The sequence below is a fragment of the Dyadobacter sp. CY312 genome (genome assembly GCF_021390535.1).
GTDB lineage: Bacteria > Bacteroidota > Bacteroidia > Cytophagales > Spirosomataceae > Dyadobacter.
Genome location: NZ_JAJUXG010000008.1, coordinates 378,718 through 403,799 on the forward strand (window position 1 = coordinate 378,718; position 25,082 = coordinate 403,799).

The 25,082-nt window shown below is 42.5% G+C and carries 16 protein-coding genes; 11 read left to right on the forward strand and 5 right to left on the reverse strand.

What is annotated here, in order from left to right; genetic code table 11:
• The first annotated feature begins 165 nt into the window (after positions 1-165).
• The 3 genes from LZG71_RS12920 (at position 166) to LZG71_RS12930 (ending at position 5,539) form a co-directional block, all read left to right on the forward strand.
• Positions 166-1,827 carry a T9SS type A sorting domain-containing protein gene (locus LZG71_RS12920; RefSeq protein WP_233820995.1) on the forward strand — a complete coding sequence of 554 codons (1,662 nt, stop codon included), beginning with the start codon at positions 166-168 and terminating at the stop codon, positions 1,825-1,827.
• Positions 1,828-2,074: 247 nt separating this feature from the next.
• Positions 2,075-4,198: a bifunctional aldolase/short-chain dehydrogenase gene (locus LZG71_RS12925; RefSeq protein WP_233820996.1), complete on the forward strand. Its 2,124-nt coding sequence runs from the start codon at positions 2,075-2,077 to the stop codon at positions 4,196-4,198.
• A gap of 57 nt (positions 4,199-4,255) precedes the next feature.
• Positions 4,256-5,539 (forward strand): TIM barrel protein, encoded by a 1,284-nt coding sequence (locus tag LZG71_RS12930; protein ID WP_233820998.1) that lies wholly within the window; start codon positions 4,256-4,258, stop codon positions 5,537-5,539.
• A gap of 72 nt (positions 5,540-5,611) precedes the next feature.
• On the opposite strand, the gene LZG71_RS12935 is transcribed toward LZG71_RS12930, so the two are convergent.
• Together LZG71_RS12935 and LZG71_RS12940 are read right to left on the reverse strand one after the other, a co-directional pair.
• Positions 5,612-6,631 carry a GntR family transcriptional regulator gene (locus tag LZG71_RS12935; RefSeq protein ID WP_233821001.1) on the reverse strand — a complete coding sequence of 340 codons (1,020 nt, stop codon included), beginning with the start codon at positions 6,629-6,631 and terminating at the stop codon, positions 5,612-5,614.
• Positions 6,632-6,776: 145 nt separating this feature from the next.
• Complete coding sequence (locus LZG71_RS12940; RefSeq protein WP_233821003.1) at positions 6,777-7,985, reverse strand: DUF6600 domain-containing protein; 1,209 nt, start codon at positions 7,983-7,985, stop codon at positions 6,777-6,779.
• Positions 7,986-8,372: 387 nt separating this feature from the next.
• Here LZG71_RS12940 and arfB point away from each other — a divergent pair, with 387 nt between their 5' ends.
• Both arfB and LZG71_RS12950 read left to right on the forward strand, forming a co-directional pair.
• A complete protein-coding gene (gene arfB, locus LZG71_RS12945) occupies positions 8,373-8,780 on the forward strand; it encodes an alternative ribosome rescue aminoacyl-tRNA hydrolase ArfB (protein WP_233821006.1) in 408 nt (135 codons plus the stop codon).
• 21 nt (positions 8,781-8,801) lie between these two features.
• Positions 8,802-10,037, forward strand: coding sequence for an MFS transporter (locus tag LZG71_RS12950; RefSeq protein ID WP_233821008.1), 1,236 nt, complete (start codon positions 8,802-8,804; stop codon positions 10,035-10,037).
• Between the two features lie 308 nt (positions 10,038-10,345).
• Here the strand turns inward: LZG71_RS12950 and LZG71_RS12955 are convergent, their stop codons facing one another.
• Complete coding sequence (locus tag LZG71_RS12955; RefSeq protein ID WP_233821010.1) at positions 10,346-13,348, reverse strand: FAD-binding and (Fe-S)-binding domain-containing protein; 3,003 nt, start codon at positions 13,346-13,348, stop codon at positions 10,346-10,348.
• A 420-nt stretch (positions 13,349-13,768) separates the two neighbouring features.
• Here LZG71_RS12955 and LZG71_RS12960 point away from each other — a divergent pair, with 420 nt between their 5' ends.
• The 3 genes from LZG71_RS12960 (at position 13,769) to LZG71_RS12970 (ending at position 19,091) form a co-directional block, all read left to right on the forward strand.
• On the forward strand, positions 13,769-16,822 hold the full coding sequence (locus LZG71_RS12960) for a TonB-dependent receptor (RefSeq protein WP_233821012.1): 3,054 nt from the start codon (positions 13,769-13,771) through the stop codon (positions 16,820-16,822).
• 18 nt (positions 16,823-16,840) lie between these two features.
• Positions 16,841-18,388: a RagB/SusD family nutrient uptake outer membrane protein gene (locus tag LZG71_RS12965; protein WP_233821014.1), complete on the forward strand. Its 1,548-nt coding sequence runs from the start codon at positions 16,841-16,843 to the stop codon at positions 18,386-18,388.
• A 166-nt stretch (positions 18,389-18,554) separates the two neighbouring features.
• Positions 18,555-19,091, forward strand: coding sequence for a hypothetical protein (locus LZG71_RS12970; RefSeq protein ID WP_233821016.1), 537 nt, complete (start codon positions 18,555-18,557; stop codon positions 19,089-19,091).
• Between the two features lie 3 nt (positions 19,092-19,094).
• Here LZG71_RS12970 and LZG71_RS12975 read toward each other — a convergent pair whose 3' ends face one another.
• Positions 19,095-19,883 (reverse strand): SDR family oxidoreductase, encoded by a 789-nt coding sequence (locus LZG71_RS12975; RefSeq protein ID WP_233821018.1) that lies wholly within the window; start codon positions 19,881-19,883, stop codon positions 19,095-19,097.
• A 234-nt stretch (positions 19,884-20,117) separates the two neighbouring features.
• Here LZG71_RS12975 and purH point away from each other — a divergent pair, with 234 nt between their 5' ends.
• The 3 genes from purH (at position 20,118) to LZG71_RS12990 (ending at position 24,443) form a co-directional block, all read left to right on the forward strand.
• Positions 20,118-21,653, forward strand: a complete 1,536-nt coding sequence (gene purH / locus LZG71_RS12980) for a bifunctional phosphoribosylaminoimidazolecarboxamide formyltransferase/IMP cyclohydrolase (RefSeq protein WP_233821020.1) — start codon at positions 20,118-20,120, stop codon at positions 21,651-21,653.
• Positions 21,654-21,775: 122 nt separating this feature from the next.
• Positions 21,776-22,648 (forward strand): hypothetical protein, encoded by an 873-nt coding sequence (locus tag LZG71_RS12985; protein WP_233821022.1) that lies wholly within the window; start codon positions 21,776-21,778, stop codon positions 22,646-22,648.
• 163 nt (positions 22,649-22,811) lie between these two features.
• Positions 22,812-24,443 carry a sodium:solute symporter family transporter gene (locus LZG71_RS12990; RefSeq protein WP_233821024.1) on the forward strand — a complete coding sequence of 544 codons (1,632 nt, stop codon included), beginning with the start codon at positions 22,812-22,814 and terminating at the stop codon, positions 24,441-24,443.
• A gap of 76 nt (positions 24,444-24,519) precedes the next feature.
• Here the strand turns inward: LZG71_RS12990 and LZG71_RS12995 are convergent, their stop codons facing one another.
• The gene (locus LZG71_RS12995; protein ID WP_233821026.1) at positions 24,520-24,966 is read right to left on the reverse strand and encodes a peptidylprolyl isomerase; all 447 of its coding nucleotides are present in this window, start codon (positions 24,964-24,966) and stop codon (positions 24,520-24,522) included.
• Between the last annotated feature and the right edge of the window lie 116 nt (positions 24,967-25,082).

Below are 25,082 nucleotides of genomic sequence, written 5' to 3' on the forward strand. Positions count from 1 at the left end.
TAATTTTCTGTTTGAATTAGTACCTTGACAGAGGCATACCTTACTGTCGATTTTTTTCAACGTCTCAGAACAGCTTCTATATAATCACGTGACAAGAATGATGCTATTTCATTCTGCGGGATTTTTATTGTACGGTAATTTTTAATTCACGCTTATCAAAAAACTATGAAAAAATATTACTTATTTTTTGCCCTTCTTTGTTCTGTAAGTGTAAGTTTTGGGCAAACTTTGGAAGATGATCGGTTGTCTTTGGTGGCGCTTTATAATGCAACTAATGGGGATGATTGGACAAATAAGACTGGATGGAATCCTTCGGGAGCGCCTGGTGATAATCCTTGCGGTTGGTATGGGGTAACTTGTGAGGGTGGCCGGGTAACTGAATTGAACCTTCGCAAAAACGCGACATTCGGTTATTTACCTGTTGAAATTGGTAATCTTTCCGCCTTGGAAGTATTGAATCTCAACGCCAATGATCCTGGGGATTTGCAAGGATGGGGTGGGATTTCCGGCGTTATTCCTGCGGAACTTGGTAATTTAACTAACCTTGAATATCTTGATCTTGGTGGGAACCGTTTTACTGGGTCAATTCCTTCAAGCTTGGGAAATTTACTAAATCTGACGTTTCTGGACATAAGTTACAAGGCGTTTGATTTCGGGTTTGATCCGGTAGGAGAGCTCGGAGGGGCAATACCAATTGAATTAGGCAACTTAATAAATTTGAAGTATCTCGACTTATCATATCAAAACCTAAGTGGCAATCTTCCCGGGGAATTAGGTAATTTGACCGCTTTAGAATTCATGAAACTGGGCGGGAACATTTTTGAAGGAACGATTCCTGCCTCTTTCGGCAATTTCACGAATTTGGAAGTATTAGATCTTCATTATTTTGGAGATTTTGTAAGAGGGTACGGATCTTACGGTGCTTTGCACGGACCTATTCCCGATTTATCCGGGCTGCCTACCACGGCCAAAGTTTATATAAGTAATCACTCCTTTACATTTGACGGAATGGATACAAATGTAAGTCGATTAGCATCTTATTCTCCACAGGCTTTGCTTCCCCTTTCAGTTAGTCCCGCTTTTCCTCTTCCCTACATTATTTCGGTAGATGCAGGTGGCTTGGAAACAGGTTATCCCACATATAGTAATAATAACACGTACAAATTTTTTGAGAATGGGACATTGATAGCGACCCTGGTTGGTGATATATCCGGGCAAATTTTTGTTAACGGTGGAGCTACTTATAAAGTGGAGGTTACCAATAGTTTAGTCCCCGGACTTACGTTGTATAGCGAAGAAGTTTTCATTGAACTTGGTTCGATGCCGGTTACACTTGTTTCATTCACTGCAAAAAATGAAAATTCAAATAATATCATAACCTGGCGCACTACATCAGAAGTTAACAATTCTGGTTTCGAAATAGAAAAAAGTGCAGACATGAAAAAATTTATACGCATCGGTTTTGTTGACGGTCATGGAAGTTCAGAGGAGTTACAGACTTATAGTATTACTGATACGGAGGTGTGGCCGATTACATATTATCGTCTGAAGCAAATTGATCATAACGGAAAGTTTGAATATTCACGAATTATTTCAATTAAACGTAATCGTTCATTTTTACACCTTTACCCAAATCCTGCATCCAACGAGTTTTTTGTAAGTGATTTTCAAAAAAACGATAATGCAGTAATTTACGATTTAAGGGGTAAGGTACTTTTAAACCAGAAACTTACTTCCGGTAAACCAATCAGTACAACCCAACTACCTAATGGCATTTATATCGTAACAGTAGGTAATGAAACAACCAGAATTGTTATAGAGAAATAAGTTTGATAAGGAAGTAGTAAAGAAAGTGCCCGGGATATATATTTCCCTGGGCACTTTTTTTGTTTAGTTTAGATATATTTTATCTTATTATTTCTTATTTTATTAATACATGCAGGATACCACAGGACGGTGTCTATTGCTAAGTTTTCTAATCTTGTACCATGTTAGAAGAGTAGTAATTGTTTCATGAAATTCTTTCACCACTATGATTTCCTACTTAAACGCGGATTATTAAAAAACACAAAATATGAGCAGTTCAAAAGCAAGCCAGTACAAGTATGTAAGTTATTTATGGGATGATGAAAAGGCGGCTTCCCTGGGAGATGATCAGGTTGCACTTCTTCTTTATCGTTCCAATTTATTGGGGGCAGACCTTCGTCTGACCAATTATGCTGGTGGAAACACAAGTTGTAAAACAATTGAAAAAGATCCTTTGACAGGTAACGACGTTGAGGTGATGTGGATCAAAGGTTCAGGTGGTGATATCGGAACGCTGACAAGAAGTGGACTGGCAGGACTGTATCAGGATCGTTTGCATAATCTGAAAAATATTTATCGTGGTCTGGAGTTTGAAGATGAAATGGTTGAGCTTTTCAATCACTGTATCTACGATCTGAAATCCAAAGCACCTTCTATTGATACGCCTTTGCATGGCTTGTTGCCATTCAAACACATTGACCACCTGCACCCGGATGCACTTATTGCTATTGCTGCATCCAAAGAAGGTGAAGCGATTACAAAAGAACTATTCGGTGGTGAACTGGCGTGGGTGCCTTGGCAGCGTCCTGGTTTCGACCTTGGGTTGAAACTGGAACAGGCTCTGGCAGAAAACCCCGGAATCCGCGGGATCGTATTGGGCGGTCACGGACTTTTCACATGGGGTGACACTGCTTACGAATCGTATATCAATACGCTTGACACGATTGAAAAAGCCTCGGAATACCTTGCAGCGAACTATGGTAAAAGCCGTCCGGTATTTGGTGGAAAACGTGTAGAAAATGAAGCAGGAGAAAAACGTCAGCAAGTTGCTGCCAAATTGGCTCCTTATTTAAGAGGTTTGGCGTCTGACAAACAAGCGATGGTGGGTCATTTTACAGATGACGAACGCGTACTTGAATTCATTGGTAGCCATGATCTTGATAAACTGGCTCCACTTGGAACCAGCTGCCCGGATCACTTCCTGCGTACAAAAATCCGTCCGCTGGTATTGGACCTTCCTTTTGAATTGCTTGGTGGTACTGATCAGGAGATTCTTGACAAAATCCGTCCGCAGTTTGAAGCATACCGTGTGGATTATCAGGCTTACTACGACCGTTGCAAACATGACAACAGTCCGGCTGTACGTGACCCGAATCCGGTGATCATTTTGCTTCCAGGTGTAGGTATGTTCTCTTTTGCAAAAGACAAACAAACTGCGCGTGTAGCGGCAGAATTCTATACCAATGCCATCAATGTGATGAAGGGCGCTGAGGCGATTTCTTCTTATGTGTCTCTGCCAGAGCAGGAAGCATTTGACATTGAATACTGGCTATTGGAAGAAGCTAAATTGCAGCGTATGCCAAAGGAAAAAGCGCTTTCCCGTAAAGTGGCTATCGTTACAGGCGGATCTGGCGGTATTGGCAAAGCCATCGCTCAGAAATTCCTTCAGGAAGGCGCATGCGTGGTTATTTCAGATATTGATGATAACGCACTCGCTGAAACTAAGGCGGAATTCGACGCTAAATTTGGCAAAGATTTCTCTGCAACTGCAAATGCAAACGTATTGGATGCCGATCAGATTAAGGCGGCCCTGGATGTAACGAAATTAAAATTTGGTGGTGTTGATATCGTAGTGAACTGTGCTGGTCTTTCTATTTCGAAGCCATTGGCAGAAACGACTATCAAGGACTGGGACATTTTGCAAGATGTATTGGTAAAAGGTCAGTTCCTTGTTTCACAGGAATCCGTCGCAATTATGCGTCAGCAGGGCTTGGGTGGTGATATTGTGAACATTGCTAGTAAAAATGGATTGGTTTCAGGACCAAATAACGTTGCTTACGGAACAGCGAAAGCTGCTCAGCAACACATGACGCGCCTTTTGGCAGCCGAACTTGGTCCGGACAAAATTCGTGTCAACGTGGTTAACCCGGATGCCGTTATTTCTGGTAGCAAGATTTGGGAAAGTGGTTGGGCTGCCGGTCGTGCCAAAGCTTACGGAATCAAAATTGAAGAATTGCCTGCATACTATGCAAAACGTACCGTTCTTGGTGCTGAAATCCATACGGAAGACATCGCTAACGGCGTTTTCGTTCTTGTGGGTGGCTTGCTTAGCAAAAGTACTGGTAATGTGATTAACGTTGATGGTGGTGTACCTGCTGCGTTTGTAAGATAATAATTGAATATCCATAGCAGCTGATAGCCAACCGCTAGAAGCCAAAAGCTAAATATCATGAAAATTGAAAAATATCAGGTTGACCAGTATAATGACAGCCTTTTTTCCAGACATAATAATCAGTTTGTTTTCTTAAAAGAGCAGCTGGGAGAGCAGGGAATTAATGCAAATGACATTGTAAAACAACTTGAAGCGTTTCAGGTTGCGATTCCAAGCTGGGCCTTGGGAACCGGCGGAACTCGTTTTGGCCGTTTTTCAGGTGGCGGAGAACCTCGTTCATTGGAAGAAAAAATTGAGGATGTTGGTTTGTTGCACGCATTGAACCGTTCAAGTGGTTCTATATCGCTTCACATTCCCTGGGATATACCAAGTCAGGCGCAGTCGGTTATCAACCTGGCTTCGTCTCTGGATCTGAAATTTGACGCGGTTAATTCCAATACATTTCAGGATCAGAAAGATCAGGAGCATTCTTATAAATTCGGATCGCTGTCACATGTTGACAAAGCAGTTAGAAAACAGGCTGTTGAGCACAATATTGAAGTGATCAAATATGGTAAGGATCTTGGATCAAAAGCGTTGTCAATCTGGCTTTCCGATGGTTCTTGCTTTCCTGGACAATCCAATTTTGTAAGATCTTTCCAGAATACACTGGAATCGTTACAGGAAATTTACGCTGCTTTGCCTGACGACTGGAAAGTATTTGTAGAATACAAAGCATACGAGCCTAATTTTTATTCAACTGTAATTCAGGATTGGGGAAGTTCATTGCTTTTCTGCCAGAAACTGGGGGCGAAAGCGGATGTATTGGTTGACCTTGGTCACCATTTGCCCAATGCCAATATTGAACAAATTGTTGCCACGCTGATGATGGAAGGTCGTTTGGCTGGTTTCCATTTCAACGACTCCAAATATGGCGACGATGACCTGACAGTAGGAAGCATTCGTCCATATATGTTGTTCCTGATCTTCGTTGAGCTTGTTGAAGGAATGAAACGTGCGGGGAAAGGCAGTGATGGTTATGCATGGATGATCGATGCAAGTCACAACGTGAAAGATCCTTTGGAAGATTTGTTACAGTCTGTTGAAGCCATTTTGATTGCTCATGCTCAGGCACTTCTTGTTGACAGCAAAAAGCTTGAACAGGCTCGTCAGCAGAATGACGTGGTGCTCGCGCAGCAAATTTTACAAAATGCATTCAGAACAGACGTTCGTCCGTTGGTACGTGAATCAATGCGTTTGAGCGGAGGAGCACTTGATCCGGTAGGATTATTTAGAAACCTGAAAGTTCGCTCAGAACTGATGAATGAAAGAGGAAAAGTGACTGTGGCAACTGGATTGTAAGATACCAGTTTCAATACATTAGGTCTAAGCTGAGTTGGAGTTTCTTACTTCTACCTGGCTTAGACCTTTCTCTTACAACGACTTCCTCCTAATCAACGTAAACGGATTTTTGATCAGTGCCTGTTTGCCTTCGTTGATCAATTGAGCAGCGGTTTTGCCCATGAGTTCGTGGTCGGTTGAGATTGTAGTGATGCCGTCCAGTAATATTTCTTTCAGGGGCGTTTCGTTATAGGAAATTATTCCAATGTCCTTTCCTATCACCAATTGCTGTTGCCGGCATTCTTTGATCAGGTTCACGAGGTCATTTTCTTCAATAACTACGTAAGCTGCATTTTTGATTACTTGGCTGTTTTCATGAAAATCGTAGATGATCTCATGTTCAAAATGGTGCTGAATACAAAAGATCCGGAATCCCTTTATAATCTCTTTCGGATAGGGGATCATGGTCGGAAATATCAATATAATCTTTTGATAAACGTTCAGCAGATCAACCGCTTCATTTAACGCGCAGACAATATCTTTCTCAAAATTCTGAAATACAGCCGAATGTTTTTTGCTTTGAAGGTCCATATCCTTGTCAAGCAGGATCAGTTTTTCAGGCGGAAGTAATTTCAGCACTTCCAGTGCTTCATCTGCTTTTTCATAAAAGTGCGGCATGATGACATAATAGTCATATTCACCCAAACTATTCTGGATCAGGTTCCTGAAGATGTTAATATTGGAATGGTGAATGTGAAGATCAACCAGTACATTACGCCCCATATTCTCCACAAAGGCGTTGTAAATCTGCTTTTTGTAATTGCTGATTTTGTTAAAAACCAAAAGAATACGGGAGGTATTTTCAATGTCGACCCTATTGATAAAATAGCCTTTGCCGCGGGCAGATACAAGTACACCATCTTTGATCAGGTGCTTATATGCCTTCTCAACAGTATCACGAGATAATAGATATTCCTCGCTTAACTGATTGATAGATGGTATTTTATCTCCTCTTTTAAGCTTTCCTTTACTGATCGCCAGTAGGAGTGATTTGATAATTTGTATGTATTTAGGCGCACTTTCCTTAAACTCGATATCAAACTGTATTTCCATTAAATGCTGTAAGATTTAGGAATCGTATTCAAACGCTTTAACAAAGAGTCAAACAGATGCCAGAATTACCCGCATAGAAATATCTTTTTAAAATAAACCCCACCAGCGTGTTTTCTGGTGGGGTTTTAAAATTGACTTAAATGTACTAACGGGGACCTCTGCTGCTTCTTTCCGAGCGCAAACCGCCACCTGAATTGTCAGATCCGGATTCGGAGCGTGAAGATCTTGGTGCGGAACTTCTTTCGGATGGAGCTGAACGTACTGCCGGCGATTCTCCGCCATTAATCCGTCCCGAACTTCTGCTTCCCATATCAGCCTGGCGTTCCGATCTTCCGCTGCGTTCGTTGCTCTGTGAAGGGTTTCGGTATTCCCGGCTTGGTTGTGGAGCACTTGGCGCTGACGGAGCTGATCTGTAAGAATCAGAATTCCCACGGCCGTTGTTTCCTTCTGAATAAACATCGCGGTTTGGAGCGGAAGAACGTGATGGACTTTCATAACCCCTGTTACCGTTTTCTGAACCTGACGATCGACCGTTAGACTGATATCTTCCCGAGTTTCCGCGGTCGGATTCATTGCTGCTTCGGCCATTGTTTGCTGTTCTTCCGTTTTGGCGGTATACCGATCCACTGCGGTCCGGAGCGTCGTATCTGTCGTAGGGTGATCTTTCTGTAACAACACGACCTCTGCGATTACTGTCAATTTCTCTCACGGGAACACTTCTTCTCGTAACACGTTCAATCTCCTCGCGTCTTGGTCCGTAAGCATAAGTACGATTGTCGTTTCGGTAGTAATTGTTAATGATCGTGGTCTGGTTGTAAATATGCGTCACGCGATTTCTCGGAGCGCAGTAGTTGTACCAGTTACGGGTTGCGATGTAACGTTGCGGAACAAACACCCACCAGAACGATGGAATATTGATCGAAATGTTAACGTTCATGCCAGGTCCCAAAGGAGCCCAGCCATAATATTCACCGCCTGTTCTCCAGTTTACCCAAGCTGGGCCCCATTCATATCCGGGAATCCAGAACCAACCGTTGTAATCATCATATGACCAGCGGCCATAGTGGAAAGGAGCCCAGCCCCAGTCGTAATCCGAAACCCAGGTATTACCGTATTCTGTTACCTCCCAGTATCCATTGGTAGAATAGGGTTGAAAACCTCGTTCTGCATAAGGTGTCCATACAGATCCGTATTGTGGTGAGTTAGTCCAGCGTCCATAAGGAGACAACTCGTTATAGAATGTCTGGAATGATATAGAAACACCGGGTTGCGCCTGCACTTTTTCCTGAACCGACAGACCCGCCAAAAGCAGTAGCGCCAGGCCGAAGATCCGAAGTTGATGTATGGTGTTCATAGCTATAAGAATTAATTGTTTTCTAAAATTAAAATCGACGGTTTGACTATCTTTTTTGTGCTTGGTTTAACGACCTTTGTAAGGTGTATAAATGGATATGTTCTGCTGATTAACGATGTTTATTGTTATTAAATGGTTGCAAGAAAGCGTTCTTTTATTTTAAATATTTAATAATCAATGGATTGTATTCTGGTTCTGCGTCTGAATGTATGAGTTGGTTTCGTTGCAAAGACATTTATAAAGCGAAATTCCCCCATCTGTGCGTATAACTATTAACAATCCTTAACATAAGCAGTTGTTTAGCCAGTGCGATAAAGAAATTCATCAGGCTGTTGCCAATAGCTGACGGCTCATAGCCGGCAGCTAATTACATATTAACCTATACAAATGATTAATCCCGAAACACTTCATTCAGAACTTGTTTTCCAAACTGCAAGAAGCGGTGGGAGCGGAGGGCAGAATGTTAATAAAGTGGAGACGAAAGTGGAGCTCCGGTTTGATGTCAAAAACTCGGCTTTGCTCAGTGATGACCAGAAAGAATTGTTGTACGTAAAACTGGCTTCTCGTATGACAAATGATAAAGTGCTGATTTTGTATCACCAGACAGAACGTTCGCAATTAGCTAACAAAGACAAAGTAATTGCCAAGTTTAATGAATTGATTCAAAAAGCATTTACTGTACAGAAGAAACGCAGGGCAACGAGACCTACGTTAGCTTCTAAGACGGAACGTCTGCAAACCAAACAGCGTAATGCCATTGTAAAATCGCTGCGCAGAAAACCATCCGAAGATTAAAACAAGAATTCTTGATCCTATATGAATTCACTATCTACTTCACCTGTTCGTTCCGTTGTCAGTTTGCCGGTCATTGTAGCGTCGCTCGGCTATTTTGTCGATGTCTACGATTTGCTTCTTTTCAATATTGTGAGGGTTCCCAGCTTAAAGGATCTGGGGCTTTCGGATGAGGAAATTTCGGTGATAGGTTCGCACATTTACAACTGGCAACAAGCGGGGCTCCTTATTGGTGGTTTTCTCTGGGGGATTCTTGGAGATAAAATGGGGCGCCGATCCGTGTTGTTCGGATCCATACTTACCTACTCACTGGCAAACGTTGCATGCGGTTTCACCAGTAATGTTGAGGTGTATTCCATACTTAGATTTATAGCAGGCTTTGGCCTTGCGGGCGAGCTCGGAGCCGGGATAACGCTCATAGCCGAAATTTTGCCAAAGGAATTACGTGGGTACGGAGCGTCTGTGGTAGCAAGTGTGGGATTGGCCGGAGCCATTGCTGCGTTCTTTGCCGTCAAGTTAACCGATTGGCGAACGGCCTATTTCATCGGCGGAGGCATGGGGCTTATTTTACTTGCTCTTCGGGTAAATGTGCTGGAATCCATCATTTTTGATTTGAGTATCAAGAAAAGAAAAACAAACAAAGTGCAATGGTGGACCATCTTCACAAATCCATCGCGACTTGTACGCTACATCCGTTGCATGGGAATTGGCCTACCTACTTATATGGTCATCGGAATTTACGCCACATTTGGAAATGAGTTTGCCAAAGCGCTGGGTATTCAGGAAGAAGTGCAGGCGGGAACCTGCGTTTTGTACACTTACATGGGTATTGTTACCGGTGATTTTTTCAGCGGGTTTTTAAGTCAATGGCTTCGATCACGGAAACAGGCGATCCTGTGGATGATGCTCATGACACTTGGCGGCACTATCTGGCTCATTCACGGAGGTATTCAAACCGCATCAACTTTGTATGTATGTTACGCGTGGTTAGGCTTTTCCATCGGCTACATTGCCATGTTCCTGACAACAACTGCCGAGCAATTTGGAACAAACCTCCGCGCAACGGTCACCACATCTATTGCGAACAATGTACGTGCAACGGTGCTCATTACCTTGCCACTCTTCCAGTTCTTAAAACCAGAGTGGGGTGTTTTAAAATCTGGCGCAACCGTGGGCGGTATCTGTTTTCTACTGGCACTAATGTCTCTATGGAAAATGGAAGAGACCTATGGTAAGGATCTGGATTACGAAGAGTCTTAGTTGTGATTTTATTGCATGTCTCCGGCATTTGTATTCCATTGGATCATTTGTATTTCTACCAATGTTACATGCCTAAGGCATTATCTTCTTAAATCTTCAAATCCCTGAAAGATGCAATGTGGATAGATTCAAACATATACATGATCTAAATCCGTGGACATGTACCGAGTACATGCCTCTGGGATTGCATCACAAATTCCCTCCAATTTCAACCCTCAAATCCCAGAGGGATGAAATATCCTTAGAATAAAGCGGAAGCCCTACGTTGTCAAATCCCGTAGGGATGTAACAACAGATCATCAATAAACCTAAACCAAAGCCTCCCAAAGAATTTCAGCAGGGTGCAATGCTTTTCTTCCTGTTCCATCGTGAATCTGATGACGACAGCTGGTTCCCGGTGCAGCAATAATCACTTCCTCCGGCTGTTGGCGCACGGTTGGAAACAGTACCAGTTCTCCAATTTGCATGGAAATATCGTAGTGTTCTTTTTCATAACCAAAAGATCCCGCCATACCACAGCAGCCCGATGGAATGAGCTGCACGGTATAGTTTTCAGGAAGAGATAACATCTTTTTAGTCGGAACCATACTGGATATCGCTTTTTGCTGGCAATGTCCGTGTAGTTTGATCAGCTTCTTTTCCTTCGTGAACACGTCTTTGGATATGTGTTTCAATTCGATTTCTCTTGCAACAAACTCATCAAACTGCAACGCATTCTGAGCCAGTTTTTTGGCATCTTCTACATATTCGTCACTCACCAGATCAGGATATTCATCTCTGAAAGTCAGGATTGCCGAAGGTTCTATTCCAACCAGCGGCATGTCGTGTGAGATCACATCTTTCAGCAACCTGATATTTTCCTCGGCGATTTTTTTAGCATCCTTCAAAAGACCCTTTGAAAGCTGTGGCCTGCCCGATGGTCCGTGCTGCGGGATAATTACTTCATAACCCAGTTTTTCCAGAGTTTGTATTGATTTCTTGCCAATTTCTACATCATTATAATTGGTGAACTCATCGCAGAACAAATACACTCTCCGGGCAGATGGAGAATGGGGAAGAGAGGAAGACTTTCTTCGTTTTTTATACCAAGCAAGTAATGTTGTGTCATGAAGCAAGGGCATTGTTCTTTCCGGGTGGAAACCAACAATACGGTTTGCAATCTTACGTAGCGGATCGTTTTTATATATCAGATTGTAAGCCCAGGGAACATAACTTGCCAATCCAGTCATTTTTGAAAAGTTTCCTACCAGCCAGGAACGCAGCGGCACACCGTGTTCATCGTGGTATTGCTGGAGAAACTCCATTTTCAATTTGGCCACATCTACATTGGAAGGACATTCGCCTTTACAGCCCTTGCAAGCGAGGCACAGGTCATAAACCTCTTTGATCTCCTTATTGTCGAACCGGTTTTCCTTTGGCGAATGTGTGAGCATTTCGCGCAGAATATTCGCTCTTGCACGGGTGGTATCCTTTTCATTACGGGTAGCCATAAAACTCGGACACATGGTACCGCCGCTCAGTTGCGTTTTCCGGCAATCACCCGAGCCATTGCATTGTTCGGCGTGTTGGAGAATATCCTGATCATGAAAGCGGAAGTAAGTTTTAAATTCAGGCGTTTTTTGATCCGCTTCATATCTCAGGAAGGTATCCATCGGTGCTGTACCCACGATTTTACCAGGATTGAAGATATTATTTGGATCCCACGCTTTTTTGATTTCCTTAAAAAGTTGATAATTATGCTCACCAACCATTTTTGGAATAAACTCTCCCCGAAGCCGTCCGTCGCCATGTTCACCGGAAAGAGAACCATCATATTTTTTTACCAGATCGGCTATCTCTTCGGCGATCATCCGGTATTGCCTGTGGCCTTCTGCTGTTTTTAGATTAATAATCGGACGAAGGTGAATCTCACCCGTTCCTGCATGCGCGTAATGAACCGCCGACATGCCATTTTTTTTCAGGATAATGTTGAAATCCCGGATGTAGTCAGGCTGGTCGTATACATCCACAGCAGTGTCTTCTATTACTGCAACAGCTTTGCCATCTCCCGGAATGTTTGAAAGTAATCCCAGACCTGCTTTCCGTAAAGTCCATATTTTTTTAGTGTCGTCACCAAATAGCAATGGATAATGGAATCCCATACCAGCCTCCTCCAACTCCTTTTGCATGGTTTGTGCCAAAGCTTCTACCTCTTGCGTAGTTTCACGGGAAAGGTCAACCACAAGAATGGCGGGAAAAGTACCGTCAGGTTTATTTTTTACAAAAAATGCGTTTTTCTTTTGTTCCGCATTGGTCATCGCGCATTCCAGCACGTAGTCATCAATAAGCTCAACCGCTTGAGGACCGTATTTTAATGTCAGCACTGTCGCGCGCAAAGCTTCATCAATAGAATCACAATGAACACAAACCAACCCCTGTGTTTTGGGTGGTGTCGGCACCAGATTAACTTTTATTTCTGTCAAAAAGCATAGTGTGCCCTCTGAGCCCGCAATGAGGCTACACATATTAAATGGGCTAACCTCATTTTGCGTTTGGTTGGCTGCTGATCCCTGGAATGGTTCGGTGTTTAAAAGCATGTCCAACGCATAACCCGTATTACGGCGGCTGATGCTTGGTTTCGGGAAATTCTTTCTAATCTCAAGCTGATTGGTTTCAGAAGAAAGAATCTCATTTGTTTTCAGATAGATTTTATCCAGTAAACCTGCGCCGCCGTTTTTCTGAGCAGAGGCAGCGATGAGATTGTTATAATCGTTGACCGATAAGTTTTTAAATTCAGCGTCCGTTCCATCGGCAAGAATCGCTTTTACCGAAAGGGTATGCTCGCGTGCACTTCCATATACAATGGAATTTGAGCCACATGAGTTATTTCCTACCATTCCACCAATCATGGCGCGGTTGGCCGTTGAAGTCTCCGGGCCATAATACAGGCCGTATGGTTTCAATGCCATGTTCAATTCATCCCGAACAACACCGGGCTGTACTCTTGCCCATTTTTCAGCAGCGTTAATTTCCAGTATTTGTGTGAAATGTTTGGAAACATCCACTACAATTCCGCTCCCTACCACCTGGCCTGCCAAAGATGTACCCGCCGTTCTCGGAATGAGCGATATCTTATGACTAGTCGCAAATGAAATCAGGGTTTTGATATCCTTTTCTGATTTGGGAATGGCAACCGCGGTGGGCATTTCCCTGTATGCAGAAGCATCCGTGGCATAGAGCGTACGAATTGTATTATCATAGAAAAGGTCACCTTCAAGCTGAGCGGCTAGAGAATGTAATTCGGTAGTAGAAACAGGAGACAGCGGAGCCATAAATAGCAAAAAATCGGGAATTGAAACAGCCCCAAAGTTACAAACAACGCAACATGATTTTATGCATTATTTGAGAGAATGTGGCGGGCGCCAAATAAAAGTGAGTCAGTGAATTTTTAGTTTCCGGTTTTTAGGTGGGATTTTGCATTCATCCAATGTCAATTTTGTATAATAATCAGATAAAATGCGGCAAGTTAAAAAATGTTAAACAGGACGGTGGTTTTGTGATTTTTTGTATTGCATTATCAAAAGTAATTATATTAATTTGTCACCCTGATTGTACAATATTTTTATTAATTATTTAAAAAATGACACTTATGGAAGAGATAACCCACTGAAAGTAAGTAATAATTATTTAAAGAATAATGTTTTAAATTGTACAATTCTAATTTTTATCAATATACCAATCAAGTTTAACCTATGGTGAATTTATTCTTAAGTTTTTATCGTCATCGCGACGGTAGTGCTGAAAAATTAGAACCGAAGAGAAACGCTTCCAGCCGCAAAAGGCAGCAGTTGTTTTTGCTTTTGTTTCTATTTGTCTGTGGACAGCTGTACGCACAGGATGTTACACTTAGCGGAGTTGTAACAGATGGAAAAGGTGGCTCATTACCAGGTGTTTCCATTGCGGTTAAAGGATCTACAAAAGGAACTACAACCGATATGGATGGCAAGTATACGTTATCGGCACCTTCTGGTTCTGTGCTTCAGTTTAGCTTTATTGGATTTACCTCAAAAGAGGTTACAGTAGGCAGCGAAACCAAAATTGACGTTGTGTTGACTGACGATGCAAAGGCACTTGAAGAAGTTGTTGTAATTGGGTACGGAACAGTTAAGAAAAAAGATTTAACAGGTTCTGTATCATCTTTGCAATCCAAAGACTTCAACAAAGGTGTGATTACTTCTCCTGATCAGCTTATCCAGGGGCGTACGCCAGGTGTAATGGTGATCAATAACACAGGTCAGCCTGGTGGAGCAGCTACCGTGAGGATTCGTGGTAACTCCTCGATCCGTGCCGGGAATAACCCTCTTTTCGTTTTGGATGGTATTCCATTATCTGGTAGTTCGGCTCGTCCGGGTGGTAGCGGAGGTTTTGGATCTGACGGCGGTAACCCGCTTGCTTATCTGAATCCAAGCGATATCGCAAGTATGGACATCCTTAAAGATGCATCCGCAACAGCAATCTATGGTTCACGTGGAGCGAATGGTGTAGTAATCATCACTACAAAACGTGGTGCATCTGGTGCTCCTACTGTAAGTTTCAACGCATCAACTGGTGTGTCTTCATTGCTAAGAAGACCGGAAGTTTTGTCTGCTGACGAATTCAGACAAGCAGCTAAATATTATGCTCCTGATGCTGATCCTAATTCATACGATTTTAAAGGTAACGTAAATGCTTTTGACGAAATAACCAGAACTGCACCTGTTCAGAACTATTCTGTGGCAGTAACCGGTGGTACCGACAATGGTAAATACCGTATCTCTGCAGGTTACATGGATCAGAAAGGTATCATCAAAAATTCTGATTTGAAAAAGTATACTGCGAGCTTGAACACCAACTTTAAATTCCTTGAAAGCAAAAGACTAGGTCTTGATTTCGGTGTTCTTTTCACTCAAACAGACGAAAATATTGTACCGATAGACGTCGGCAGAGGTGCTGATGGTAACCTGATCTCAATGGCTCTTGCATGGAACCCAACCCGTCCGCTAATAAAGGATGATGGTGGTTTCACCTACATCAACGCAATTACAGGTAACCCGCTTGCTAACTTGCATGCGTACAAGGACAATGCAACTGTTAACACAATTGTTGCGAACATTGCACCTTCTTTCAAAATTACCAATGACCTGGAATACAAATTTGTGTATAGCGTAACACGTCAGATGGGTATCAGAAAAGGTAGATTGTTGGATGGTATTGTTAACGAGAATACTACTAACAATGGTTTTGCTTTCGTAGGTAACAACCAGGAAACCAATCAGCAGCTTACGCATACGCTTTCTTACAACAAACAACTTAACCCATCATTGAGTGTTAATGCTGTTGCAGGTTATGAATACCTTTCTTATGCAAAAAGTTGGAATACGGTGAATGCGAGTGGATTCCCTAACGTAGGACTGGATTTCTATGACTATCTGAACTATTCTATCACAAACAACAGAGGTGCGAATTCATACAGAAGCCCATCCGACGAATTGCAATCATATTTCGTAAGAGCTGGGGTTAATTATCTTGATAAATACCTGGTTACAGCTACCGTTAGAAGAGACGGTTCTACGAAATTTGGAGAAAACAACAAATACGCGAACTTCCCTGCACTTGCAGTAGCATGGAACGTATCGAACGAAGAGTTTCTGAAAGGAAATACTACATTGAACAACGTGAAGGTGCGTGTAGGATGGGGTAAAACCGGTAACAGAGAATTCCCATCGGGAGCATCAAGAGATCGTTATGCGTTTGGAAATCAAAGTGTAAGTCAGGTTAACTATGGTAACCCTGATTTGAAATGGGAGAGTTCTGAAACAATCAACGCCGGTATTGATTTCGGCTTGTTCCAGTCAAGAATCATTGGATCTATTGATTATTTCAACAAAAAAACAACAGATGCTTTGTTTGAGAGAACACTTGCTCAGCCGGCACCAAATGGTAGAGTTTGGGTAAACCTGGACGGAGAAGTAGTTAACAAAGGGGTTGAGGTAGCGCTTACAGGTACGGTTCTGGAAACCAAGGACTGGGTTTGGAATCTGTCTGCCAATGCTACATTCCTGAAAAACAGTGTATCTGGTTTACCTGGATTTTATGAAACAGCTCAGCTAAGAGGTCAGGGTTTCTCAGGTGTATTGGGACAGCGTATGGTGAGTGGACAACCACTTAACGTTTGGTACCTTGCTACTTATGCAGGAATTGATCCTGCAACAGGAACAAGTATGTATGTTGGAGCAGATGGCAATGCCAGTACTTCGGTTGACCCTGCACAAAACAAATCTTATGTAGGAAGTCCTAATCCAACAACCCTTCTTGGGATCTCCACTGACGTAACTTACAAGAAGTTCTCGGCTGTTGTGAATATGAACGGAGCTTTTGGACATTATTTGTTCAACAACACATTTGCTACTGTATTGGGTATCAATAACATGCCAAGCAGAAATATGGCCAAGGATTTTTACAAAACGGATATTAAAGAATCTACTTCCAATTCTGCTGCTCCTTCAACACGTTACCTTGAAAAAGGGGATTACATGAAGATGTCTAACCTGACTTTGAGCTACAGAGTAGGAAGCGTTGGAAAAGCATTTAAAAACCTGAATATTTCTCTGACAGGTCAGAACCTTTTTGTTCTTACAAAGTACAAAGGTTTCGATCCGGAAGTTAACACGGACGGTTCAAGCAGTGATATACCATCACTTGGGATTGAATATGTGCCTTACCCTTCTGCAAGAACGTTTCTGTTAGGAGTAAACTTTTCATTGTAATTTAAAACAAAAGATTTTATGCGATTTAAAACATATTGTGCAACACTACTGCTAGGATTATCTGTGTTTTCCTGCACAGATCTAGACGAGCAGCTACATAGTGATTTGGAGGAGAGTACAAGTGGAAACATTACTCCTGCCGGCTTATTGATCAGTGCGTATGCATCATTGAATAACCCTTATCAGCAGGATAACCGATGGTGCTTGCAGCAGCTTTCCTCAGATGAATCGGTAGCACCAACACGTGGTGGTGACTGGGATGATAATGGTCTGCACCGTGCGATTCACCTGCATACCTGGAATGCTGACAACGGTTATATGAGTGGAACATTCGGTGGTTTATTAACCGCAATATTTCAGGCTTCCAATGTCTTACGTTACAGCCCTTCTGCTCAGCAGGCAGCAGAGGCTCGTTTTATAAGGGCTTTGGCTATGTTTGATGTGCTGGATTTGTGGGGAGTGGTTCCTTATAGAGAAAATTTGGACGATTTCCGGGCTCTTCCTAAAACGCTTAGTTCACAGGAGGCAATTGATTTTATCATTTCTGAGGTAAATGCGATCATGCCTGATCTGCCGGCAAGCGGCAAGGCTTTTGTGGCTAATAAAAACGCTGCACGTGTTTTGTTGATGAAAGTGTATCTGAATAAGGGTACTTTCCTAAGTAGAAATGCACCGAAATTCGATGCTGCTGACATGGCGAAGGTAATCAGTCTTGCAAACGAAGTGACAGGATATAGCTTATCTTCTGCTGGTAAGTATTTTGACAACTTTGCTCCGGATAACGATGTGAAGTCTACCGAAAACATCTATACGCTTTATAACGAGGAAGGTGTAAGAGGCGGAGGTGTAGACAGAGCTTACTGGACTGTGTCACACTACAACATGACGCCTGGTGGATGGAACGGATGGGCTGCATTGTCTGGTCTGTACGATAAATTTGGTACTGGTGACGAAAGAAGAGGTATCTACTACGACTATCCAGCAGATACAACTTCTAATCGTACCAAAGGTTACAAAATTCAGAATGTTGGATTATTGCAAGGACAACAGACCAGCTGGGTGACTAATAAACCATTGATGGCAAGAACTCCGTCTACACAACCTTTGGTGTTTACAAAAGAGGTTGGCATTCGTACCAGCGGTAATACACTTGAAACGGCTGGTATCAGGTCCATTAAATATCCTTTTGACTTCGCATCCAGAGGACAGAAAAACAATGACTGGGTTGTTTATCGTTACTCGGATGTATTGTTGATGAAGGCAGAAGCTATTCTTCGTGGAGGTACTCCTGGTGCACCAGCTGATGCTTTGACGCTTGTTAATTCCATTCGTACCAACCGTGGAGTTGCCGCTTTGACAACGCTTAATCTGGATGTATTGCTTGACGAACGCTCACGTGAACTTTACTGGGAAGGATGGAGAAGACAAGACCTTATCCGTTTCGGTAAATTCCTGAAAGCAGGTCAAATCAGAACCACTGATAGTGATCCAATAAGGTTGGTTTACGCAATCCCAAGTCAGCAGATTGCAGTGAATGAAAATCTTAAACAAAATCCTGGATATTAATTCCTGATTTTGTTAATAAAATAGAAAGGAGCAGGCTGCGAGGCTTGCTCCTTTTTTGTTAAACATAGTTTTGTCATGCGATAACCAGGTACGTATACAGATTTTTCTGTTCTGATACCACTGGATGCCAATGCTTCGTTGAAGGTTCAAAAGCCCTTCATCAATCATGCGAAAACTGATCATCTTTTTCGTTTTTTCAATAAACTCATTGTCTGCCCAACCTTATTACACCCCTCTTCGTGCCGCTGTCGGCGTTGAAGCTTTTGGGACTGCTCCGCAAAGACAGGTCTGTACTGAAGTAATGTTTGGTTATAAGTCAAGAAGTTTTCTTGCTTTACAAGCAGGATTGGGACTTTATAATATTAGCGACTACACAACTTATTCCATTTCGGCAGCGCTGACTTACAATTTTCTATTGAATCGATACAGGAAAAAGGAATGTCAACCACACCCCGGACACAATGTATTGGAATCTTATTTTGAAGTTGGAACTTCTGCATTTTTATTTGACAAATATGTAAATGTCTACTTCCCACCAACAGATCAGCAAGAACAAATTTGTCCTTTGGCATTGGCAGGATTACGGTTTCACATTGTTAGTACAAAGTGGATTTACATATTAAAAATAAGATATACGCCGTCGCTGGTTGATAGTAAAGTTGCTTCCGTCGGAGGTGTTGCTGTCGGCTTTGGCTGGCGCTAGCAGTTACAAACTTTCAGTCTTTCCTCCATCCACAGGCAGATTGACTCCATTGATACTCCCCGCGGCAGGGCTGCATAAAAAAGCAACCGCGGCTGCCACCTCTTCCGCCCCGCTGAACCGGCGGATAGGAATGGTCGCCTGCATTTCCTGCGAAGTTTTCTCCAAAGATTTTCCACTTGACTTACTCCTCATTTCAAGAACGGCTTCCAGTCTCGCAGTCTTCGTGAAACCCGGTAAAACATTGTTGGATGTGATGCCAAACTGACCCAATTCCAGCGAAAGCGTTTTGGACCAACTGGCCACAGCACCCCGAATGGTATTGGAAACACCCAATCCGGGAATCGGCTGTTTTACCGATGTACTGATGATGTTGACGATCCGCCCGAACCCTGCATTTTTCATGGATGGAACCACCGCTTGCGCAATGAATTGGTAATTGAGAAGGTGCATCTGAAACGTTTTAAGGAACTGATCAGTATCTGCCTCAATGATGGGGCCACCGGCAGGACCGCCTGTATTGTTAATCAATATATGTACTTCCGGGCAAAACCGCAGATAATTTTCCAACGCTTCCTTTACATTTTGGTTGTCTGCAAAATCGGCAATAACGTAACGATGCAACTGTCCTAATGAAGTATCCAGCGTTTCCACTGTTTCGCGGAGTTTTTCTTCATTTCGTGCTACCAGTGTCACGTTCGCACCCAGTAATGCCAGTTCGACCGCCGTTGCTTTGCCAATGCCTTGGGTACTTCCGCATACCAAAGCCGTTTTTCCTGTCAGGTTAAGATTCATAATTTGGGTTTCAATGTTTTATTTAATTTCTGAATAATTTCATACCACTTTATTTTTTCGCTGGCGGAAGCACTGTAAACATTCTTACTCTAAACTGTTTACTCAAAATGCTTCTCACTTCGTTTTTTTTTAATCTATCTTTGCGGTTTATTCTTGAAGGGAAACGGTCTGGCCTTTTAAATCAGGTGATTTGAGTTATTCTGACATCCCAAATCTATAATCTATAATCGAACAATGTCTAAAAAAATCCAATCCGCGCTTATATCTGTTTATTATAAGGATGGACTTGAACCTTTGGTTCGTCTCTTGCACGAGAATGGTGTGAAACTGTACTCTACCGGCGGAACGCAAACATTCATTGAGAATCTTCAGATACCGGTTACGGCCGCGGAGGAGCTTACCGGTTATCCTTCTATTTTTGGCGGACGAGTAAAAACTTTACATCCGGCGATTATGGGCGGAATTTTGTATCGTCGCGATGATGCAGGAGATGTTGCCCAGGCTGCTCAGTACAACATTCCGGCAATCGACCTTGTTGTGGTTGATTTGTATCCGTTTGAAGAAACAGTTGCCTCAGGTGCAAGTGAGGAAGATATTATTGAGAAAATAGACATTGGAGGAATTTCTCTGATTCGTGCTACGGCCAAGAATTTCAAAGACACATTGATCGTATCTTCAAGAAGCCAGTATGGTGCGGTTGTTGATTTGTTGTCTGCCAAAGGTGGTGCTACTGATTTTGAAGATCGTCGTCAATATGCAGGAGAAGCTTTTGCGGTTTCTTCACATTACGACGGTGCGATCAATAGTTATTTTATTTCAAAAGAAGTGGCATCGGACGCTGCACTTTATGATTTCCAAAAACTGCCTTCCCAAACATTACGTTATGGTGAAAACCCACACCAAAGTGCTACATATTTTGGCGACCTGGAAGGGATATTCGACAAATTGCACGGAAAGGAATTGTCATACAACAATTTGGTTGATGTAGATGCGTGCGTGAACCTGATCGATGAATTCGTTGACGGTGATCCTACATTCGCAATTATTAAACATACCAATGCGTGCGGAATCGCGACAGCTGCCACTGCGAAGGAAGCTTATGACAATGCCCTTGCCTGTGATCCCGTTTCTGCATTTGGTGGCGTTGTTATCACCAATTCAACAGTTGATCTGGCAACAGCGGAAGAACTTAACAAACTCTTCATGGAGATATTGATCGCTCCGGCTTATGAAGAGGATGCTTTGGCATTGTTGAAATCCAAGAAAAACAGAATATTGCTGAAACGCAACGCGGTTGAACTTCCTAACGTGATGTTCAAAACGATATTGAATGGTGTGTTGGTACAGGATAAAGACTTGTCGACTGAGATTGCTTCACAGTTCACAACAGTTACAGAAAAAGCACCAACCGCGGATGAACTAAGTGCACTGGAATTTGCACTTAAAGTGTGCAAACATACCAAATCCAATACGATTGTTCTTGCTAAGGAAAATCAACTTCTTGCAAGTGGAACGGGACAGACATCCCGTGTGGATGCATTGCGCCAGGCAATTGACAAAGCAAAGGCATTCGGATTCGATTTGAATGGAGCTGTAATGGCGTCCGACGCGTTTTTTCCATTTGCTGACTGTGTAGAGATTGCGCATTTGGCTGGAGTTACAGCGGTGGTTCAGCCGGGTGGTTCTATTCGTGATAAAGATTCAGTTGAGTATTGCAACGCAAATGGTTTAGCGATGGTGACCACCGGAGTGCGTCATTTCAAACACTAAAAGGCGAAAGCGATACATTTTATATAAAATAACCGCAAATGCCTTGAAAGAGCCATTTGCGGTTATTTTGTTTACGGAGAAATATGGTCTTCGTTATCCGTCAGGTTAATTATATTCTCAATTTGAAAACTTCCCGCTTACTCAACCGGTATTTTATCCCATTCGGGAAATACATTGTTGTGGGCGTGTTGGTTATTCTTTCCAGTCTGGCTTTTCTATATCCCCAGATTTTTAATTGTGAAATAATTCGATTTTCTGGTTTTAGAGCATTGAAACAAAATGTTTACGCCAGTTCATCAGTATCTTCTTCACAATCCAGGAAACTCTTGAAATACATCTCGCAGTCCGAAATGCGGGTGGACTCCTTTTATACCGGCAAGACTTCCAGACCGGTGATCATTGTCTGTAACAATCAGGAGGAGTATGTTAAATATTGCCGCAGTACCGAAGGTGCCGGGTGCAGCCTGGGAACTCCATGGGGAAGCACATTTATTATCCTCAACATGCAGGAAGTCAATATTGATGTAATTAGCCACGAAATGAGCCATATTGAGCTTTTGACAAGGCTTGGTTGGTGGAAAACGACGATGCAGATTCCTCAATGGTTTAACGAAGGGATTGCGCTCATGCTGGATACAAGATTTGTGAGCGCCCGGCATCCCGTTGACCGGTATATGGAATACATGGACGAGTGGTTGTATTATACCAGGGGAGGGCAGGAGATTCTTGAATTGGAAGACATTGAGTCGGTTAAAGATTTTTTCAGGGGAAATCAGCAGTATGTCATGCTTGCGTATATGACTTCGGGGCTGGAAGTGTCATACTGGCTACACAACACTGGTTCAAAGGGAATGAGCCGACTTATCGCCGGCATGCAGGAAGGGCAAGGTTTTGAGTCGGCTTATCGGAATGCTGAACAACTAAATGGTGAAAACTCTAAACGCGCCAAGCTGCCTTTAAATCCGTTGAGGCGACCTTTGCCTGCCAGGGACTAAGGCTTGCGAGAGAGTAATTTTGGTAAAAATTAGGCGATTTTCGTTCAAATACACAAATATTGTACGTAGATGGTATATCGCAGGTTGCACTATTTTCTGAAAATAATGTACCTTTCGGTTTGAAGTGAATTTTGGTTAACACTTAATCTCTTATTGAATTTGTATGCAACAGCTACAATTACCCGATTACATCATTTTCTTTGTTTATTTCATCATAGTTGCTGCTTACGGGTACTATATCTACAACAGAAAAAAAACCGGAATAGAATCTACTAAGGACTTCTTTCTTGCAGAAGGATCGCTTACATGGTGGGCAATTGGAGCATCTTTGATCGCATCAAATATCTCTGCTGAACAATTTATTGGTATGTCAGGAAACGGCTTTTCCATGGGACTTGCTATTTCTACCTACGAATGGATGGCTGCTGTGACACTTATTGTCGTTGCAGTTTTTTTTATGCCCATTTATCTTAAAAATAAGATATGGACAATGCCTCAATTCCTTACGCAACGGTATAACAAGCAGGTGAGCTTAATTATGGCGGTGTTCTGGCTTGGTCTTTACATCATGGTTAATCTTACGTCCATTCTGTACCTTGGAGCACTGGCGGTATCAGGAATATCCGGCCTCGATTTCTGGTTCTGCATGTGGAGTCTGGCCATTTTTGCCATCATCATTACCATTGGTGGGATGAAGGTTATCGGTTACACGGATGTTATTCAGGTGTTTTTCTTAATCATTGGTGGATTGGCCACATCTTATCTGGCGCTCAATCTGGTTTCAGGGGACGGGCTTATCACATTCGGTGGAATGGTAGATGGTTTCCATCAAATGAAAGCGAATCACGACGATCACTTCCACATGATTTTTAAGGAGTCAAGTCCTTTCTACTCTCAATTGCCAGGTCTGACTGTGTTATTTGGTGGTATGTGGATTGTGAATTTGAACTATTGGGGTTGTAATCAATACATTACACAACGTGCGCTCGGGGCAGATTTGCCAACTGCAAGAAAAGGATTATTATTTGCTGCGGCTCTTAAATTGTTGATGCCGGCGCTGGTGGTTATACCAGGTATTGCTGCTTACGCACTTTACAGTAAGGGATTATTTGTAAATGAACTTACAGAGAATGGTGAAATCGTTGCCGATAAGGCTTATCCAGTTTTATTGGGACTTCTGCCTGTTGGTCTAAAAGGCTTGTCGTTTGCTGCATTAACAGCTGCTGTTGTTGCATCACTTGCGGGAAAAGCCAACTCAATATCGACCATATTTACCCTGGATATTTTTAAAGAGTATTTCGGTAAAAACAAATCTGAGGAGCAACTTGTCAAAATAGGAAGGCTGGTAATTGTAATATCTATGTTGCTTGCAATTGTTATCTCTCCATATATGGGTATTGATAAAAAAGGAGGTTTTCAGTTCATTCAGGAAATGACCGGTTTGGTTTCACCAGGCGTATTTGCTGCATTTATTATGGGCTTCTTCTGGAAAAGGACCAATTCCGCGGGAGCTCTTTTTGCAATTGTAGGTGGTTTTATGATTGCACTCGCTATGCATAATAACTGGCCACCATTATCTCTGGTTGCAGACTGGACTACAATACCATTCCTTGACAGAATGGGTTGGGTTTTCTTAATATGTGTTGCGGTGATGATTGTGCTTGGTTTAACTATGCCTGACGAAAAGAAAGGACTGGAAATCGATGCGAAGATGTTCAAAGTGGATACCGTATTTGCAGTTGGGGCGGGTGTTGTATTAACAATTGTAATTATCCTTTACGCTACATTCTGGTAGAATTCGGAAATAAGACAAAATAAGAAACGCCTGCTTTCCATTTGGAGAGCAGGCGTTTTGGTATCAAAGGACTCAATTAAGCTACTTCTTCTTCGATAATTGTAATCTTCTGAATCTTGTCGCCCTGACGGATCAGGTCAACCGTATCAACTCCTTCAACAACTTTACCGAAGCAGGTGTGATTGCCATCAAGGTGAGCCGTGTTATTTCTGCTGTGGCAGATAAAGAACTGAGAACCTCCTGTGTCACGTCCTGCGTGAGCCATAGAGAGTACACCACGGTCGTGGTATTGCTTACCATTCTTTACCTCGCATTTAATCGTGTAACCCGGACCTCCACGTCCTGTTCCTGTTGGATCTCCGCCTTGTACCATAAAATCAGGTATCACGCGGTGGAAAATTAGTCCGTCGTAAAAACCTTTTTTTGAAAGATCAACAAAGTTTTTCACGGCAATAGGAGCATCCTCATCATAAAATTCGATGAGCATGGTTCCTTTATCTGTGATCATTTCTGCTTTTGTCATGTCTGTAAAAACGAAATTTAAGATAAATTATAAAAAATGATATCCATATAAAACTATATGGATATCTGGTGCAAAGAAAAGCATATCACAGCTTTTCCTTACTACAAACGGTCAAT

Coding starts and splice junctions, on each gene's coding strand:
- LZG71_RS12950 (WP_233821008.1), top strand. CDS start 8,802: ATGAATTCACTATCTACTTCACCTGTTCGTTCCGTTGTCAGTTTGCCG.
- LZG71_RS12955 (WP_233821010.1), bottom strand. CDS start 13,348: ATGGCTCCGCTGTCTCCTGTTTCTACTACCGAATTACATTCTCTAGCC.
- LZG71_RS12925 (WP_233820996.1), top strand. CDS start 2,075: ATGAGCAGTTCAAAAGCAAGCCAGTACAAGTATGTAAGTTATTTATGG.
- LZG71_RS12920 (WP_233820995.1), top strand. CDS start 166: ATGAAAAAATATTACTTATTTTTTGCCCTTCTTTGTTCTGTAAGTGTA.
- LZG71_RS12935 (WP_233821001.1), bottom strand. CDS start 6,631: ATGGAAATACAGTTTGATATCGAGTTTAAGGAAAGTGCGCCTAAATAC.
- LZG71_RS12975 (WP_233821018.1), bottom strand. CDS start 19,883: ATGAATCTTAACCTGACAGGAAAAACGGCTTTGGTATGCGGAAGTACC.
- LZG71_RS12965 (WP_233821014.1), top strand. CDS start 16,841: ATGCGATTTAAAACATATTGTGCAACACTACTGCTAGGATTATCTGTG.
- LZG71_RS12960 (WP_233821012.1), top strand. CDS start 13,769: ATGGTGAATTTATTCTTAAGTTTTTATCGTCATCGCGACGGTAGTGCT.
- LZG71_RS12930 (WP_233820998.1), top strand. CDS start 4,256: ATGAAAATTGAAAAATATCAGGTTGACCAGTATAATGACAGCCTTTTT.
- arfB (WP_233821006.1), top strand. CDS start 8,373: ATGATTAATCCCGAAACACTTCATTCAGAACTTGTTTTCCAAACTGCA.
- LZG71_RS12970 (WP_233821016.1), top strand. CDS start 18,555: ATGCGAAAACTGATCATCTTTTTCGTTTTTTCAATAAACTCATTGTCT.
- LZG71_RS12940 (WP_233821003.1), bottom strand. CDS start 7,985: ATGAACACCATACATCAACTTCGGATCTTCGGCCTGGCGCTACTGCTT.
- LZG71_RS12990 (WP_233821024.1), top strand. CDS start 22,812: ATGCAACAGCTACAATTACCCGATTACATCATTTTCTTTGTTTATTTC.
- LZG71_RS12995 (WP_233821026.1), bottom strand. CDS start 24,966: ATGACAAAAGCAGAAATGATCACAGATAAAGGAACCATGCTCATCGAA.
- purH (WP_233821020.1), top strand. CDS start 20,118: ATGTCTAAAAAAATCCAATCCGCGCTTATATCTGTTTATTATAAGGAT.